The organism is Streptomyces sp. NPDC052064 (assembly GCF_055585925.1).
In genome coordinates this window covers 37,048-53,439 of sequence record NZ_JBVJJE010000005.1, presented here as the reverse complement: position 1 = coordinate 53,439, position 16,392 = coordinate 37,048, and the positions used below count along the sequence as shown (strand labels likewise).

11 protein-coding genes and 1 pseudogene are annotated in these 16,392 nt (G+C 68.8%); 4 read left to right on the top strand and 8 right to left on the bottom strand.

Annotated elements, in window-relative coordinates; genetic code table 11:
* Window positions 1-28 precede the first annotated feature (28 nt).
* Complete coding sequence (locus ACZ6TU_RS14735) at window positions 29-823, top strand: hypothetical protein (protein ID WP_467669539.1); 795 nt, start codon at window positions 29-31, stop codon at window positions 821-823.
* Window positions 824-876: 53 nt separating this feature from the next.
* Complete coding sequence (locus ACZ6TU_RS14730; protein ID WP_469548541.1) at window positions 877-3,018, top strand: B12-binding domain-containing radical SAM protein; 2,142 nt, start codon at window positions 877-879, stop codon at window positions 3,016-3,018.
* Between the two features lie 551 nt (window positions 3,019-3,569).
* On the opposite strand, the pseudogene ACZ6TU_RS14725 reads toward ACZ6TU_RS14730, so the two are convergent.
* Window positions 3,570-4,010, bottom strand: a pseudogene (locus tag ACZ6TU_RS14725) (ATP-binding protein); the annotation flags it as partial.
* A gap of 85 nt (window positions 4,011-4,095) precedes the next feature.
* Here ACZ6TU_RS14725 and ACZ6TU_RS14720 point away from each other — a divergent pair.
* Entirely contained in the window at window positions 4,096-4,929 is an 834-nt protein-coding gene (locus ACZ6TU_RS14720; RefSeq protein ID WP_469548539.1) for a helix-turn-helix domain-containing protein, read from the top strand.
* The gene (locus ACZ6TU_RS14715; protein ID WP_467669533.1) at window positions 4,926-5,126 is read left to right on the top strand and encodes a DUF397 domain-containing protein; all 201 of its coding nucleotides are present in this window, start codon (window positions 4,926-4,928) and stop codon (window positions 5,124-5,126) included. The genes ACZ6TU_RS14720 and ACZ6TU_RS14715 overlap by 4 nt, the downstream gene beginning before the upstream one ends.
* 6 nt (window positions 5,127-5,132) lie before the next feature.
* Here the strand turns inward: ACZ6TU_RS14715 and ACZ6TU_RS14710 are convergent, their stop codons facing one another.
* The 7 genes from ACZ6TU_RS14710 to ACZ6TU_RS14680 all read right to left on the bottom strand — a co-directional run bounded on the left by ACZ6TU_RS14710 (window position 5,133) and on the right by ACZ6TU_RS14680 (window position 16,239).
* A complete protein-coding gene (locus tag ACZ6TU_RS14710) occupies window positions 5,133-6,731 on the bottom strand; it encodes a carboxylesterase/lipase family protein (RefSeq protein ID WP_469548536.1) in 1,599 nt (532 codons plus the stop codon).
* A gap of 92 nt (window positions 6,732-6,823) precedes the next feature.
* A complete protein-coding gene (locus ACZ6TU_RS14705; protein ID WP_469548533.1) occupies window positions 6,824-8,074 on the bottom strand; it encodes an alginate lyase family protein in 1,251 nt (416 codons plus the stop codon).
* Between the two features lie 25 nt (window positions 8,075-8,099).
* A complete protein-coding gene (locus tag ACZ6TU_RS14700) occupies window positions 8,100-11,441 on the bottom strand; it encodes an alginate lyase family protein (RefSeq protein WP_469548530.1) in 3,342 nt (1,113 codons plus the stop codon).
* Window positions 11,442-11,467: 26 nt separating this feature from the next.
* Entirely contained in the window at window positions 11,468-13,000 is a 1,533-nt protein-coding gene (locus ACZ6TU_RS14695; RefSeq protein ID WP_467669525.1) for a glycosyl hydrolase family 28 protein, read from the bottom strand.
* Between the two features lie 34 nt (window positions 13,001-13,034).
* Complete coding sequence (locus ACZ6TU_RS14690) at window positions 13,035-13,898, bottom strand: carbohydrate ABC transporter permease (protein WP_359036769.1); 864 nt, start codon at window positions 13,896-13,898, stop codon at window positions 13,035-13,037.
* On the bottom strand, window positions 13,895-14,893 hold the full coding sequence (locus ACZ6TU_RS14685; RefSeq protein ID WP_467669523.1) for a carbohydrate ABC transporter permease: 999 nt from the start codon (window positions 14,891-14,893) through the stop codon (window positions 13,895-13,897). Before ACZ6TU_RS14685 ends, ACZ6TU_RS14690 begins: the two co-directional genes overlap by 4 nt.
* Entirely contained in the window at window positions 14,890-16,239 is a 1,350-nt protein-coding gene (locus ACZ6TU_RS14680; RefSeq protein WP_467669521.1) for an extracellular solute-binding protein, read from the bottom strand. The genes ACZ6TU_RS14685 and ACZ6TU_RS14680 overlap by 4 nt, the downstream gene beginning before the upstream one ends.
* Window positions 16,240-16,392: the final 153 nt, after the last annotated feature.

Below are 16,392 nucleotides of genomic sequence, written 5' to 3'. Positions count from 1 at the left end.
GGTGACGTTCACCGTGATCGCTGTCCAATTGACCTTGGTAGCGACCGGAGTGCTCGATCTGGGTGACGCCGTGCTCATCGCGACCGGGGTCGAGATCCTGACCGGAGTACTGGCGCTCGGCCTCGCCGTGACCGCCCGGGTGGTCTACCGGCGACTGCGCCGGAGTGGTGTGCCCCGGTGGGACGCGTTCCTCGAGGCGGCAGGCACGGTACTGCCTCGTCCCGTGCTCACGCTGATCCGCCATGAGCTGGGCGGAGTCATGTCGATCGCCCTGCTCGTCCGCGGACGCAAGGACGTCCCGGCGGACGCCACCGTGATCCGCTACGGGGCGAACCAGAAGATATTCCTTCTGCTGATGATGTTCATGGGGCCGTTGGAGATCTTCCTCGTCGAGCTGCTCGTGCCCTGGCCCTGGCTGCGCGCCGGGCTGCTCGTCCTCGGGATCTACGGCGTCCTGTGGCTGTTCGGCGTCTACGCGGGCGTGCACACCCGCCCCCACTACATCGACGGCAAACACCTGGTGATCCGCACCGGCCACCTGGCGGCGGTCTCCGTCGATGTCGCAGCCGTGCGATCCGTACGGCGCGAGACCCACGACTCCTACCAGGGGGAGAAGGCCAAGGGGATGGTTTCCGTCAAGGACGGCGTCGTGGCCGTGCCGGGAATGAGCGGCACCATGCTGGCGGTGGCCCTGGAACCGGAGACTCCGGTCCGGGTGCAGGGCCGTGGGACGGTGCTCGCCCATGCGCTCCGGTTCGACGCGGACGAGCTGGAATCGGCCGTCCGCACCATCAAGGAGCGAGTGGAAGCCCGATCGGTTTGACGAGGATGCCGTCGCCAACGGCTCGACGGCAGGGATATCGCCCAGGAGAACACATGCGCCCGGTCCTGATCTATCCACCGCTGACCGATCCGACCTGCGGTTACCACTCGCTGTGCTACCTGGACTCCTACGCCCGGGCGCGCGGGCAGGCCGCGGCCGCGGTCATTGACGCCAACATCGAGGCGTTCCATCACTCATACACCGACCTGCCCCACAACTGGCTGGTCCAGCAGGCATCAGCCGCCTCCGCGTTCGACGACCGGATGTCGCCCACGGCGGTTGCCGCGATGCGGCTGCGTGCCGGGCAGGTGTCACCCGAGCAGACCGCCGAGGCCGTCCGGGTGCTTCAGGATCCCGAGCGGTTCTACGACTACTCCCAGTACCAGCACGCGGTGGAGACCATCACCGGCTGGATGAACACCCTGGGCTCGGCAGGGCTGCCCGGACAGTTCCACAACGGATTCGAATTCCAGCCCTACGACAGGTTCAACGTTTCCTCGGTCCGGGATCTCACGGACGAGGCGATGCTCGCCCGGCTGAGCAACGCGTTCACCCCGTACTACTCCGACGTCCTCGTGCCCCGTCTGGTCGCCGGCCGCCACGATGTCATCGGCATCAACATCACCTTCGTCTCTCAACTGCCGTTCGCGTTGTGGCTGGCGCGGCTCATCCGCCAGGCACTGCCGGACGTGTTCCTGATGGCGGGCGGCACCGAGGTCGCCGACGTCAACAAGTACGCGGTGGACAAGCGCAGCGTGTTCCAGATCTTCGACGTGTTCGACGCGCTCGTGGTGGGTGAGGGCGAGAGCGCGTACGTGGAGATCCTCGACTCACTCGACGCGGGCCGCTTGCCGAGCGGCCATCCCAACATCCGCCTGCACCCGAGGCACGGGGTCGGCAGGGCACTGCCGGTGTTCACATACGAACAGCTCGCCGGCCTGCCGACCCCGGACTACTCGACGCTGCCGTGGGACAAATACCTGAGCCCCGAGCCGTTCGTGTACTACTCGCCCACCCGAGGCTGTTACTGGAACAAGTGCACGTTCTGCGACTACGGCCTCAACGAGGACAGTCCGACCAGCCCGTGGCGGCAGGACCCGGTCAACAAGATGGTCGCCGATGTCGCGGAGATATCCAAGTTCGCCAAGTTCATCTATTTCTCGGTGGACGTACTTGCACCGGCGACCATTCTGAAATTCGCGGAGCGGGTGATCGAGTCAGAGTTGGACTTCCGGTGGGGAGCGGAGATCCGCCTGGAGAAGTACTGGTCGACCGAGCGGTGCCGTACGTTACGGCGCAGTGGTTGCGTCTCGGTCTCGGTGGGCTTCGAATCCGCGAACCAGCGCATCCTGGATCTGATCGACAAGGGCACCACGCTCGCCCAGGTGTCGCAGACGATCGACGCCATGACGCAGGCGGGGATCGGTGTGCAGATGATGGGGTTCACCGGCTTCCCGACGGAGACCGCCGACGAAGCCATGGAGTCGGTCAACTTCCTGCGTGAGCACCGCGACAAGTGGACGTTCGGCGGTCTGGGCACGTTCATGCTCACCGCCGGGGCGATCGTGGCCAAGCGGCCCGAAGAGTTCGGGCTGCGTGACGTGATGCCGTACCCCGATCACGATATCGCCCGGGCGTTGGACTACGACGAGGTCGACGGCGGGTTGAGCGAGCGCGAGCTGGTCGCGGTGGAGGAGGCCAAGGCGACCCTGACGGGCAACAATCTCGGCCGCCCGTGGGTGGGCGGCACCGATTGCGCGCACACGTACCTCTACCAGGAGCGGTACGGCGCGGACATCATGAAGGTCGTGGGCTCGGCGCAGCCGGATCGCGAAGCGCGCTACGTCATCAACGGCACGGTGATCCGCCGCCCGGAGCGCGAGGTGGTGCAGGAGTACACGTACTACTACTGGACCGGCCGCGGCGACTCCGACCAGCCGGGCCGGTTCGCCTTCCGGCGGGTCGACGGCCGGCTGTACTTCATCCCGGACGGCCTGATCGCCCTGCTCCAGCTGTTCACCGTGCCGCGTGCCCTGCCGGAGGCGGAGTTCGCCGCCTCCGCCCTGCCGCCCTCCGTCGCCCAGCAGGTCTGGGACTTCCTCGTCAGCCGCCGACTGGTCCGCGCTGAGCCGGCGAGGGAGAGCAGCGCGGTCGAGCAGGCTTCCGCCGGGAGACGGGGGGATGTGCCTCGGTAACCCATGACGTCCTTCGTCCAGTGGGCGTTGGTCGCGATGTTCCAGTGGCCGAGCCCCGCTCAGGGATCCAAAGCTCTGGTTCATGCCGAGGGTGAACTCCAGGTAGGCACCCGTGGTGGCGTCGAAGTCGTAGTAGGTGTTGCACGTCCCGGCCCCGTCGCTGTAGGTGCCGTCCATTTCCGGGAGCGGGAATGAGTTTGCCCTTCGAGCTGGCCTTCCCCCAGGTCTTGATCCACCTGTCGGCTGGTTCGCCACCAGTTTGTCGTAGCCCTTTTCCTTCGCCCTCGTCTCCGTCGCCTGGGAGGAGTCGTCTTCGAAGGCTACGGCGCCGAAGCCGAGCGACAGAACGGCGGCGACGGCAAGCGCGGTCCGGGTGATGCGTTTCATGACCTCTCTCCTCTTCGTCATGGCGCACACGTGGTGTTCATGTCGTTCACGTCCAGCCGCGGCGGCAGGTCCTTGTCCTTGAAGGCGCTCCGGTGCTCCTGTGCGGCTTTGGCGTTGTATTCGTTGACCGCTTCGATCCTGGGCCCCTCCCGAAATGGTCCTTCGAACTCGCACCACACGATCTTTCCGGGACACCTCGCCCCCACGCCCCACTTGTCCGCCAGCTCCGACACCAGCAACAGGCCCCGCCCGCCCTCGCCGGGCTCCTGGACGTCCTGCTGGGGCGGCACCGGCACGCCGTCGCCACTGTCGTGCACCTCGACCCGTACGCCACCGGCCTCGCCGTACGGCACCAGCCTCAGCAGGAATCCACGGCCGGGCGGCACGCCGTGCACCAGCGCGTTCGTCGCCAGTTCGCTCACGCACAGCAGCACGTCCTCCGCGCGCTCGCACCCGCCCCAGTCCATGAGCGCGTCATACGCGAACGCGCGTGCGGCCGGAACGGACTGGCGCTCCCGGCGGTAGAACCGCTCGCGCGCTGACGGGAGTTGGCACAGGAGTGGAGTTTCGTCGTTCACGGGACGACAGTCACACTCCGTGGCCATCATGGAACAGAACGCGCACCCGTACAGCCACGTTGTACGTGCGCGGAACAGTGCAAGTACGCGCGCGGGTGGGGAGTTCGCCGCCATGAGCACCACGACACGGTCACGACGGTCACGCAGGAACGCCTCGGCGATGAAGATGGTGGGTGCGTTGCTCGCCCTCTTCCGGGAGGCGGCCGGGTACACGCAGAAGTCCCTCGGGGAGATCTTCGTCGTCGGCGAGCAGCAGATCGCGTCCATCGAGCAGGGCAGACGGCCCCTGAAGATGGATCTCGCGGAGCAGTTGGACCAACTCCTGGACACCAAGGGGGCGTTGGTGGCTGCCCTGTCGGAGATGCCGGAGGTGGATCTCATCCCGTTGTGGGCGGAGGAGTTCCTCGACCGGGAGCGCGAGGCCATCTCGATCTCGTCCTACGAGAACCAGGTGCTGCCGGGTCTTCTCCAGACGGAGGCGTATGCGTGGGCGGTGTTCCGCAGTCGCGTGCCGTTCTACGACGAGGACACGATCGCCCAGTTGGTGGCGGCGCGCATCGAACGCCAGGGGATCCTGCACGGCAAGAACCCGCCCGTCACCTGCTTCGTGGTCTGGGAGCCGGTCTTACGAGCGCCCATCGGCGGCAGGGAGGTCTGGGCCGAGCAACTGCGGCACCTGCGCGCGTGCTCGGAACTGCCGGGCCTCATGTTCCAGGTCCTGCCGATGAATCGAACCAGTCACGCGGGCCTCAACGGTCCGTTTGTCCTGCTGGAGACGCCCGAACACCAGCGGCTTGCCTACACGGAGAACCAGCGCGGCAGCCAGCTCATCGCCGACCCTGATGAGGTGGCGATCCTCACGCAGAAGTGTGCGATGCTGCGGTCACAGGCCCTCACCCCCGAGGACACGAGGGACCTGCTGGACCGTCTTCTGGGAGAGGCATGAGCGGCACCGCACCTGAGTGGTTCAAGTCCAGCTACAGCGGCGACGAGGGCGGCAACTGCGTCGAGGTATCAACCCACCCCACCGCCGTCCACATACGCGACAGCAAGACCCCCTCCACCCCCCACCTCACCATCACCCCCGCCACCTGGACCGCCTTCCTGTCCACGCTCAGCGGAACATGCGCCCCGTCGGCGTGAGCATCGTCAGTGCCGGCGGAGTGCGCCGGTGCGGCGGAGCCGTCGTACGGGTGTGGATTCCTCAGGCGTGACAGCGGCGTCGGCCGCGTCGATCGCGTCGGTCGCGTCGGTCGCGTCGGTCGCGTCGGTCGCCCAGAGGGCGAGTTCGCGGTCCCGGGGGCCGTACGCCGTGTAGGCCAGGCCGTTCTCGGCGTCCGGTGCGCGGTCCCCGAAGACGCGCACCGGGTGGGCCGCGTTCCAGCGTTCCCAGCCCGGGTCGCCGTCCGTCGCGAACCGCACCCACGCCGTGTGCATCGCGTCGGCCAGCTCCTGCGGCGCGCCCTCCCCCGCCAGTTTCCGGGACTCCGGGACCTCCCCGGTGTCGAAGACGAAGCCGAGTTCCAGCGCGTGGCAGGAGCCGAGGTCGGGGAGGTTCGAGGGCCAGGCGAACTCGTAGACGTACGACGGTTCCGTACGGGCGTCGGCCAGGTGGTGCAGGGGGATGCGGAGGAGATGGTCGGTGACGAGCTGGCCGACGATTTCCGCCGTGCCCGCCTCGGGGTGCAGGGCGCGGTAGCCGCGTGGGACCTCGCTGCCGCAGTGGCAGCGGGCCATGGCTCCCGCGAAGGCGACGGCCCCGAGGCGGTCGACGCGGTCCAGGAGGCCGCCCGGGACCAGCCACAGCCGGTACTCGTCGCGGGTCCAGCCCATCATCAGCTCGACGCCCGGGGCGGCGCCGCCCTCGGTGAGGGCCTCCAGGGGGTCGCGAGGGACCGTGTCGCCGTCGATGACGATGCCGAAGGCGGGGCCGCCGACCACCGGGCTGCTGAGCTTGCCCACCTCGGCCTGGGTGTTCAGCAGCAGGTCGCGGTCGACGGCGGCGAAGGCCTCGGCGGTGGCGGGGATCTTCAGCCGGGAGGCCATACGGCGCACCATCCGCCGTACCTTGGCCCGCTCGGACGCCTCGGGCGGCCCGCTCTGGAGGACCGCCCGCCGGACCAGCCCCTGGGTCTGCGGGGCGGCGATGAGGGCGCCGATACTGATCGCCCCGGCGGACTGGCCGCCGAGGGTGATGCGGCCGGGGTCGCCGCCGAAGGCCTCGATGGCCTCGTGCACCCAGGTCAGGGCGGCGATCTGGTCGCGCAGGCCCGGGTTCGGAGGCGTGTCCGGGAACAGGCCGTAGCCCTCCACGCCCAGTCGGTAGTTGATCGAGACGCACACCACGCCGTCGCGGGCGAAGGCGTGGCCGTCGTAGACGGGGACGGCGGACGAGCCCCTGGTCAGGGCGCCGCCGTGCAGCCAGACGAGGACGGGGAGCCGGGCCCCGGGGTCGGGTTGCGGGGTCCAGATGTTGAGGTTGAGGCAGTCGTCGCCCGGCACGACCGGGTCGGACAGGTAGTGCGCGAAGGCCTCGGAGTACGGGGGTTTCGGCGGGGTGGGGCCGAAGGCGACGGCGTCGCGGACGCCGTCCCAGGGCGGGAGGGGAACGGGCGGGCGGAAGCGGCGGGGGCCGAAGGGGGGCGCCGCGTACGGGATGCCGCGGAAGACCGCGACTCCCTGCTCGTACCTGCCGCGTACGGCCCCGTACGGGCTCCTGACCACGGGGTCCGTCCGGACTGCCGTCATACGCCCACCAGCCCTTCGCCGCGCTCGTGCACCGGTGCTACCAGAGCACCCCATGGTCCACCGGTATTCCGGTGCACGAGCCGGCTTGACCGCTATTTGGCGTACATCAGCGTGCCGAACCCGAGCTGGTCGAAGCCGCCGCTGGTGGTGCCGTAGTCCCCTCCCCCGCCCTCGGGGGCGACCGAGAAGCACATCTGGGCGATGTACTTGTCGTCGAGGAGCAGGCGCCGCCCGTAGTGGTAGTGGAGCATCGCCCACACCGGGCGGACCTGGCCACGGCTGGTGGAGCTGATCACCGTCTGCGACTGCTGGGAGCAGTTCTGGCCGCTGCCCCAGGTGTAGGTGGTGAAGGGCACGTTCATGTTCAGGTTGTACTTGGCGACGTACTGGGCGGCCTTCATGAAGCGGCGGCCGTCGTAGGAGTACAGGTCGTCGCCCTGGTTCCAGGCCATTTCGCAGACCGCGCCCATCTGGCCCATGCCCATCATGGTGTGGCCCTGGTCGCGGCCGGACTCCTGCCACTGGCCGAGGTCGTAGCCCTCGACGCCCGGGTACAGGAACGGCACCGCCCGCTGGATCTGGCCGTTGCCTCCGCCACTCTTGAAGTAGTTGACGGCCTGGTCGTACTTGGCGCCGTCGTCGCACAGGATCCCGATGGCCATGACCGAGGCCATGTTGCACAGATCCCAGTTCGCCCAGTAGTTGGTGATGCAGGCGTCGTTGTGGTTGGTCAGGAAGCTGTTGTTCATCGGGTAGAACACGTTCAGCATCATCTGCTTGAACTTGTTCAGGTCGAACCCGGCGTAGCCGCGCATGAGTTCGGCGGCGTTGGCGAACTGCCAGCCGTAGATACCCGCGGCCAGGTACCGGTCGGCGGTGCCCTGGATGGACGTGAGCGTGTTCGACCAGGCGTTGAGGATGCGCACGGCGCAGTCGCCGTTCGCGGCGGTGCCGGCGATCTGCCAGCGCAGGGCATTCTGGTAGGCGGCGGCGATGTCGTTGTAGAGGAGCTGGTAATTCTCGGGGTAGCCCGTTCCCCGGTAGACGACGGACTGCGGTCTGGCGGTCCAAGTGGACTGTGAGTGGGAGTTGGCGGTCAGTTTGTTCCAGCCGGACAGCCAGGGGTTGTCGCCCGCGGCGACCCGGACCTTGGCCCGGTTGATGTCGCCCCAGTTGTGCAGCATGCCGGGGTGGGTGAAGGTCGCCGGGGCCGCGTCCGCCGTGGTGGCGGTGGCGGTGGCGCCGAGGGCGAGGGCCGCGGTGAGGCCGCCGGCGGTCTTGAGCAGACCGCGGCGGCTCACCGCGCCGCTCTCTTGGTGCGTGTGGGGGGAAGTGCGGCTCATACGGTGCATCTCCAATCCGTGAGGATTACATGGGGGTGATGCTCACCTCGTCGAACTCGGTGGTGCTGCGGGTCAGGGGGCTGCGGGAGCAGACCACCAGGCCCACGTAGTAGGGGGCGTCACCGAAGCCGGGGATGTCTCCCTCGGCGAGGGGGGTCCAGGTGGCGCCGTCGTCGGACGAGGCGGATGCGGTGAAGTGCGTCCCGGTGCGCTTCAGCCGCAGCAGGCAGGGAGCGGTGACCGCCCCGTTGCCCGTGAACGTGGACTTGCCGGCGACCGTCGTGCGCAGCATCAGCTGGGCGCTGGTGCCGCCGGTGACGATCGCCCCGGCCGCCTGGTCGAACGGCGACAGGGACTTGGCCATGAGCAGGCCGACCCGGTCGCCGGTGGCTCCGGCGCGGGAGATCAGGCGGGCGGTGACCTCGCAGTCGCCGGTAACGGGCCGTCGTACGAACTGGCCCGTCATGCCCTGGTTGTTGACGGTGAGGTCGGTCCCGGCGCCCCGCACCACGAAGGTCCCGTCCTCGTGGGCGGTGTTGCCGGGGGTCTGGACGGCGACCACGCCGAGGGTGCCGTAGGCGCGGTCGTCGAGGATGACGTCGCCCAGGTCGCCGTAGCTCCAGGGCTTGGGCGGCGGGGTGCCCACCGTGAGGGTGAGGGTGCCGGTGGCGTCTCCGGCGGCGTTGCCCGCCGTGGTGGTGACCTTGAACTCGCCCGTCTCCGTGGGTGTTCCGGAGATCAGGCCGGTGCGCCGGTCGACGCGCAGGCCGTCGGGCAGTCCGTCCGCGGCGAACCGGATCGGTTCGTGGGAGGCGCGCAGAAGGAATATGAAGGGCACGCCCTTGTTCGCGAACGCCGTGGCAGCGGAGGTGAGCCGGGGCACGGAGGGTGTCGGCATCGTGGCGGCGGCGGACTCCGACAGGGGGCCGCGTCCGGCGCGGTTGGTCTTGGCGACGGCGTAGTGGTACGTCGTGCCGGGTGTGCCGGTGGCGTCGGCGTACCGGATTCGGGTGCCGAAGCCGACCGCGCCGATGCCGGTGGCGATCGTCTCGTAGGGGCCGTCGGCCGCGGCGGCGCGCAGCACCTTGTAGCGGGCGGAGAGGTCCGGGTCGGTCCAGGCCAGCTCGACCGCGTCGGCGCCGGCGGTGGCCCGCAGGTCGCCGGCGGCGGTGGCCGGGCGGGGCACGGACCAGACCTCCCCGGCGGTGCGGGAGACGACGCTGACGTTGTCGAAGGCGCCGGTGCCGGTCTCGGCGTACTCCTCGTCGATGCCGAGGCAGGAGGTGAGGGTGAGACCGACGTACGCGGTGCCGCCCAACTCGACGTCGCTGGAGCCGACTTCGGTCCAGCGGATACCGTCCGGGGAGATGGCGCCGGTGCAGCGGTCGCCCCGGCGGGTCACGCGGACCCAGTACGGCATGCGCATCCGGTAGCCGTCGCCGGCGCCCTCGACGTACGGAGCCTGGAGCGGTGTCGCCGACTCGGGCAGTGTGCCGAAGGAGGAGATCGGGAAGCCGGCGCTGGTCGTGATCGCCTGTTGCTGGGACGGCGGCACGGGTGTGCTGCCGGTGCCCTTGATCCCGGCCCCCGCCTTGGGCCGTACGGACCACACGCCGCTCCAGGTGTGCAGCGGCAGGCCCTGGATCAGCATGGCGGCGTGGGCGGCGCCCGCGTCCAGGCCCGCCCGTATCGTGACGCCGATCTTGGAGTACTGAGAGCTGAGCGGATACACGATCCGCGCGGTGATCGTGCCGTCGCCGCGCAGCGGCAGGTAGGCCAGGCGGTGGGTGTCGGCGGTGCCGGACGCCTCCAGCACGAACCGCTCGCCGTCGAAGACGGCCGAGCCGGGGATCTCGACGTTCCCGACGTCCCGTGTCTCCCAGGGGTCGGGCAGCCCGGGGACCGCCGCCGCCCAGGCCGAACGGGCACTGGTGCCCTGGGAGTTGGTGGCGGTGATCCGGTAGTAGGAGGGCCTGCCCGAGCGGGCGTCACGGTCGGTGTACGCCGGCTCGTCGAGGCCGGTCGCGATCGTCTCGTACGGTCCGTCGGCGCCGGTGGCCCGCAGGACCGTGTACGACTCGGCCCACGCCGACGGCACCCACGTCACGGTGACGGACTTGTCGCCGCCCACCGCCGTGACACCGGCCGGAGCCGTGGGCTCGGCCGGGGCCGGGGCCTTGGTGCCGGCGAAGGTGAGGGTGCCCCAGCTCGGCAGGTCGTCGTTGCTGCCCTCGACGACGCGGGCGCCGCCCGTGCCGCGGAAGACGGCCGCCTTGGTATAGGGGGTGTCGAGGCCCCGGACACCGGCGTAGTGCGCGTAGGCCATCTCGTAGATCGGGGGCAGGTTTCCACGCCCGACCGCGGAGACGGACCTCTTGATGTACTTGCCGGTGCGGTCCAGGTCGGGGACGAACGGCACGTCCCCGCCGAGGTTGTAGCGGGCGGCGTACTCGACGTTCTTCAGCAGCCGGTTGTCGTCGAAGGCGTACAGGTCGACGCCCTGGTTCCAGGCGACCTGCGCGGCGTCCGCGAGCAGGCCGACGGCGAGCTGCTCGTGGCCCTGGTCGCGGCCGGACTCCTGGCCCTGCCCCGCGTCGGTGACGATGCGGTGCGGGACGCTGCCGTTGCCCGCGCCGGCGGCGGCGAAGCGCAGCGCGTCCTCGAAGAGGGTGGGCTCCTCGCAGAACACTCCGATGGCCAGGATCGACTGGACGGACGTCAGGTCCCAGTTGCCGTTGGCGTAGAGCATGTAGCCGGAGATCGCCGGATACCAGACGCGCAGGAAGGACTCCTCGCAGCGCGCGATGTCCTCCTCGGCCCAGCCGTCGTAGCCGCTGTGCCGCAGCAGTTCGGCGGCATTGACGAACTTGAAGACCTGGAGGCCCGCGCCGAGCGGCCCGTCGGCGCCGGTGACGGCCGTCAGGGACGCCGACCAGGCGTTGAGGATGTCGCGGGACTTGTCGGCGTAGGCACGCTCGCCGGTGACGCACCACATCAGCGCGGTCTGGTAGGCGGCGGCCGAGTCGGCGACCGCCTGGTTCTGGAAGTTGGTGGGGCCGCGGCCCCAGGAGGTGATCTGGCCGGTGTTCTGGATGGTGTAGGTGGCTTTCGAGCGCGCGTGCGCCGCGAGCGCGAGGTAGCCGTCGTGGACCGGGGATTCCTTGGCGGCGACCGCGGCCTTCATACGGGCCAGGTCGTCGGCGCTGTGCAGCAGCCCGGGGTGCGTGAAGGCGCGGAGCCCGGTGGTGCCGTCCTGGGCGGCGGCCCGGGCGGTGCCGGACGCGAGCAGGCCGCTCGCGCCCGACACCAGCAGCAGCGCGGCCGCGCCGCCGAGGAAGCCCCGGCGGCTCGGTGCGGGGGTGCTCATGGGAGTGCTTCTCACGGGGACGGTGCTCATGACGCGGCGGCCGCCTCGGCCTCGGCGGTGGTGAGGAACTTCAGGTTCGTCACGTGCTCGTTGACGAACATGGGCACGCCGTCCGAGGCCAGATACCACTTCGGCTTGCCCGTGCTGTCGGCGATCACCCTGCCGTTGACGCGGAGGTTCTCGAACGTGACGTCCTTGATCGCGTGCTCCGCGTCGAGGCCGGCGATGATCGAGAGGTCGGCGTTCTTGCCGTTGTAGCTGAGGTCCTTGATGTAGACGGACTCGATGGCGCGGCCTGCCGACGTGTTGTACTTCGGGTTGTACTCGACCCGCATGTGGATGAGCTGGCCCCAGCGGAAGTCCTCCACGCGGATGTTGTCGAACTTGACGTCCCGGACGATGTTGCTGTCACCGACCATGAAGGCGATGGCGCCCTGGTAGGTCACCTGCGGCTCGCGGTGGTCGAGGATGTCGATGTTCTCGTAGCGCAGGTTCTCCAGCACCTCTGGGGTGTCGGAATTGCCGTGCACGCCGATGTTGATCGGGTGGGCGACGTCGGCCCAGAGGGAGCAGTTCTTGACCGTGATGTTGCGGGTGTCGCCGTAGAAGTCCCAGCGGTGGGTGTAGAGAGCGACGCAGTCGTCGGAGGTGCGCAGGAAGCAGCCGTCGATCGTGACGTTCTCGGAGCAGTAGAGCTGGATGCCGTCACCCCAGCCCTGGTGACTGAAGGCGCGCAGGTTCTTGATGGTGAGGTTCTGCGACTCGGCGACCCGGACGTTCTCGTAGCGGGGGTTGAGGATCGTGACGCCGTCGATGGTGACGTTCTCGGTCTTGCGGATGAAGAGCGCCCCGTTGGGAGAGTTGTAGAGCACGCCGCGGCCGATCAGCCGGGAGTTCTCCACGTTCTCGAAGATCACCTGCGAGGTGAGGACGGCACCGGCGGCCAGATAGACGGTGGTGCCGCTGGGCACCTTCAGCAACCGGTCGGTGGTGGTGTGCAGCCCGGGCCCGAAGTACATGACCTTCTTGTCGTCCTCGGCGGGCACGTCCTGCTCCAGCGGGTTCGCGAACAGGTGCAGGCAGTCGAAGATCTTGTCGTCGATCTGGACGACGAGGTTGCGGGGCCGGTCCAGGGTGAAACGCGCGGTGCTGCCGAGCACCTCGGGCTTGATGCCGTACGAGTCCGGGCGGATGCGGACCTTCTCGCCGCCGCCCGGGTTGTACGTGACCTCGACCTCGACGGTGCCGGAGAAGTCGAAGGCGGCCCAGGAGGAGCTCTGGGCCTTGTTGCTGCCGGTGTTCGCGTCGATCAGTGCGAGCCTGGCAAGGTAGACGCCGAGCTTCTGCCAGGTGCCTCCGAGCGGCCGCACCTTGACCGTGAAGGAGTTGTTGACAGGCACCTGCGGAAGGGTGGGATGGATGACCACGCTGTCGCTGGTGGTGCCGTTCTCCTCCGCCGCGGCGGCCTGTGCGGTGCCGGCGATGCTGCCGGCCAGGCCCGCGGCGGCGATGACACCGGCGGCCTGGAGTGTCGTCCGGCGTGACAGGGGCGTATTCATGCGCAACTCCTTGCAAAAGGTTCGGTAAGAGGGGTCACTTCAGTCCGGTGGTGGACATGCCGGCGACGAAGCCGCGCTGGGCGATCAAGAAGATCAGCAGGATCGGCACCACGTACATCACGGAGGCCGCGGCCTGGAGGTTGGCGACGGGCGTTCCGGCCGATGTCACGTAGGTGGTCATGACGGCGACGGCCAGCGTCGACTTGTCGGTCGACAGCAGCAGCTGCGGGGCGATGTAGTCGCCCCAGGACCAGGTGAAGGCGATCACGAAGCTCGCGGACAGCACCGGCCAGGACTGCGGCAGGAAGATCCGCCAGAAGATCATGCCGTAGCCGCAGCCGTCGACGATCGCGGCCTCCTCCAGCTCACGGGGCAGCCCGGCGAAGAACTGCCGGAAGAGGAAGACCAGATAGGGAGCGGCGGCCAGTCCCCAGAACACCCACGGCCAGTACGTGTCGACCATGCCGAGCTTGGCGAAGATCAGGTACGTCGGCAGCAGAGTGATCATCTGGGGCAGCATCATCGAGCCGATGAGGATGCCGAACAGCGTCTTCTTGCCGGGGGCTTCCAGACGGGCGAAACCGAAGCCGACCCAGGCCGAGCTGAGCGTGACGAGCACGGCGTAGATCAGGGCGATGATCAGGGAGTTGCGGGCGTACCCGAGGAAGTCGATCAGGTTGAAGGCGTCGGCGAAGTTCTGCCACTGGAAGTCGGTGGGCAGCCAGTGCACGGGCGAGGCGGCCAGTTCCGCCGGGGTCTTCAGGCCGGAGAGGATCAGCCAGCCGAAGGGGCCGATGAACAGCCCGGTGAGGGCGACGAGGACCGTGTAGAGGACGAGGCGGTTGGCGCGCACCCGCACCCGGGGCGCGGAGTTCGGGGGCAGGCTGGTGGCGGTCACTTCTTCGCCTCCGGGTCGACGTTGTAGAACACCACGCCGGACGTGAACTTGAAGATGAGTCCGGTCACGATGAGGATCAGAACGAAGAGCACCCACAGCAGTGCGGAGGCGTAGCCGTAGCGGCCGAGCGCGAAGTACTGCGAGAAGACGTGCATCATGTACAGGTAGTTGGACTGCGGCAGGGCGGTGACGCCGGCCGTGGTGCCGTCCGGTGACAGCAGCAGCGGCATGATGGTCTGCACGGAGGCGATCACGCCGGTCACGGTCTGGAAGAGCAGCACCGGCGACAGCAGCGGCACGGTGATGCTGCGGAAGGTCCGCCAGGCACTCGCCCCGTCGATCCGGGCGGCCTCGTGGAGTTCCCGGGGCACGTCCTGGAGCCCCGCCAGCGAGATGATCATGACGTTTCCGGCCGCCCACAGCACGCTCATCAGCAGCACGTAGCGGGCGTAGGGGTCGGCGAGCCAGCCGAGCGCGTCGAAGCCGAACAGGGTGATGACGCCGTTGGCGGCACCGGAGTTCTGGTCGAAGAGCGCCTTGAAGGTGAGGCCGACACCGACCGGGGGCACCACGGCCGGCAGATAGAGCAGGGTGCGGAACAGCCCGCGCGCCCTGATGGGCCGGTTGACCAGGACGGCGAGGCCGAGCCCGGCGATGATCGACAGCGGCACCGACGTGATCGCGAACAGGCCGGTGCGGCCCAGGGAGTTCCAGGTCTGCGGGTCGGAGAACAGCTCGGTGTAGTTGCCGAGGCCGACGTAGCGCCAGTGCGGGGAGATGCCGTCGTACGTGGTGAAGCTCAGCCACAGCGCGTACGCCATCGGCACGATCGTCAGGAGCAGGAAACCGATGATCCAGGGCGCGGTGAACAGGTAGAAAGCGCGATGCCTGCGCTCGGTCATGGAGATCCGGGGCCGCCGGGCGGCCGGTGTGGCGCGACCGGCACTCGCGGCCGGGTCGGTCCGCCCCGTGACGGGTATCTGGTCGACCGTCATCCCACCTGCTCCTTACCGCGCTTGAGCTGCTCGTTCATGGCCGAGTTCAGGCGGCCCGCGAGGGTGTCGACGGACATCCGGCCGTTCATCGCGGCCGGGGCCTCCTGGTTGAAGAGGGCGTAGAGCGAGTCCGCCGTGGCGTAGGGCGTGTAGGCGATCACCGAGAAGTGCTTCAGCTCGGCGTTCTGCACCTTCAGCACCCGCTTCTGGTAGTCCTCCTGGGCCGGCATCAGCGGGCGCAGGGACTTCAGCGTGGGGATGCCCCAGCCGCTGGAGGCGCGGGCCTTGGCCGGTCCCTCGCCGAAGAACCACTCGAAGACCCGCCAGGCGGCGTCCTTGTTCTTCGCCTTCTTCGGCATCCACAGTCCGGTGCCGGCCTGGCAGGGGCTGATCCGCTGACCGCCCTCGAACATCGGAGCCGGGGCCAGGCGGGCCAGTGGCGCCAGCTTCTTGTCGGCGTTGATCAGCCCGCCGAGCCAGTAGCCGGAGTTGGACATGGCCATGCGGTTCGCCTGGAACGTGGGGCCGTCCCAGGTGTTGGGGTCCGGCTGGACGATGCTCGGGCCGACCCTGGCCCGGCCGTACTCGATGTACCAGTTCAGCGCCTTGCGGGCCTCGGGGGTGGTGAAGTCCACCCGGGAGAAGTCGTCGCTGAACAGGCTCCCGCCCGCCGCCGCCGTCAGACTCGCGAGGAGGTTGGGCGTCAGCACGCCGTTGTAGCTGCCGCCGAAGACGGTCGTCTGGCCGCTCTTGCGCCGCGTCAGCCGCTTGGCGTTCTCCAGCCACTCCTCGAAGGTGACCGGCTCGGTCTCGGGCGGGTAGTCGACGCCCGCCTTGTCGAAGAGGGCGGTGTTGTACCAGTACATGGAGTCCTGGGAGAAGTCCTTCGCCATGCCGTAGCGGGGGCCCTTGCCCTGGGTGCGGCCGTCGAAGCGCCACAGGTCGTTGACCGGGTCCAGGTCGTCGACCCTGAGGACGCTACTCCCCGCGAAGTAGGGGTCCAGGTCCTCCATCACGTCCCGCGCCGCGAAGTAGGGCGCGTCGGTGGCGCCGACACCGCGGACCAGGTCGGGCGGGGCGCCGTTGGTCATCATGCCGATGAGCTTGGTGATGTCGTAGCGCACCGTGACGATCTTGACGCCGGTGTCCTTCTGGGCCTGTCTGACCAGCTCCGGGGAGATGTCGTCGGGCTTGACCATCAGCGTGACCGTCTCGCCGCCGCCGCTGACGCCGCCGGAGACCCGCATCGCGCAGCCGTTCAGCGCCGCCGTGCCGACCGCGGCGCCGGCCGCGGAGAGGGCGAGGAATCGGCGGCGGCTCAGGGAAGCACCAGCATGTGGGTGCATGAACGCACCACCTCCTTGCTTTTCCGGCTTGCTCTGGCAACCGGTTGTTGTGCGTGGGGCAGAGCTTCTTGCCGTCGGGATGGCGCGTCAAGAGCCTTGACGAATTTTCGAAAAGACTGTGTAACCTCGGTGTCATCAGCCAGAGCGCCGGTG

Coding starts and splice junctions, on each gene's coding strand:
- ACZ6TU_RS14695 (WP_467669525.1), bottom strand. CDS start 13,000: ATGAATACGCCCCTGTCACGCCGGACGACACTCCAGGCCGCCGGTGTC.
- ACZ6TU_RS14720 (WP_469548539.1), top strand. CDS start 4,096: ATGAGCACCACGACACGGTCACGACGGTCACGCAGGAACGCCTCGGCG.
- ACZ6TU_RS14715 (WP_467669533.1), top strand. CDS start 4,926: ATGAGCGGCACCGCACCTGAGTGGTTCAAGTCCAGCTACAGCGGCGAC.
- ACZ6TU_RS14680 (WP_467669521.1), bottom strand. CDS start 16,239: ATGCACCCACATGCTGGTGCTTCCCTGAGCCGCCGCCGATTCCTCGCC.
- ACZ6TU_RS14705 (WP_469548533.1), bottom strand. CDS start 8,074: ATGAGCCGCACTTCCCCCCACACGCACCAAGAGAGCGGCGCGGTGAGC.
- ACZ6TU_RS14700 (WP_469548530.1), bottom strand. CDS start 11,441: ATGAGCACCCCCGCACCGAGCCGCCGGGGCTTCCTCGGCGGCGCGGCC.
- ACZ6TU_RS14730 (WP_469548541.1), top strand. CDS start 877: ATGCGCCCGGTCCTGATCTATCCACCGCTGACCGATCCGACCTGCGGT.
- ACZ6TU_RS14685 (WP_467669523.1), bottom strand. CDS start 14,893: ATGACGGTCGACCAGATACCCGTCACGGGGCGGACCGACCCGGCCGCG.
- ACZ6TU_RS14710 (WP_469548536.1), bottom strand. CDS start 6,731: ATGACGGCAGTCCGGACGGACCCCGTGGTCAGGAGCCCGTACGGGGCC.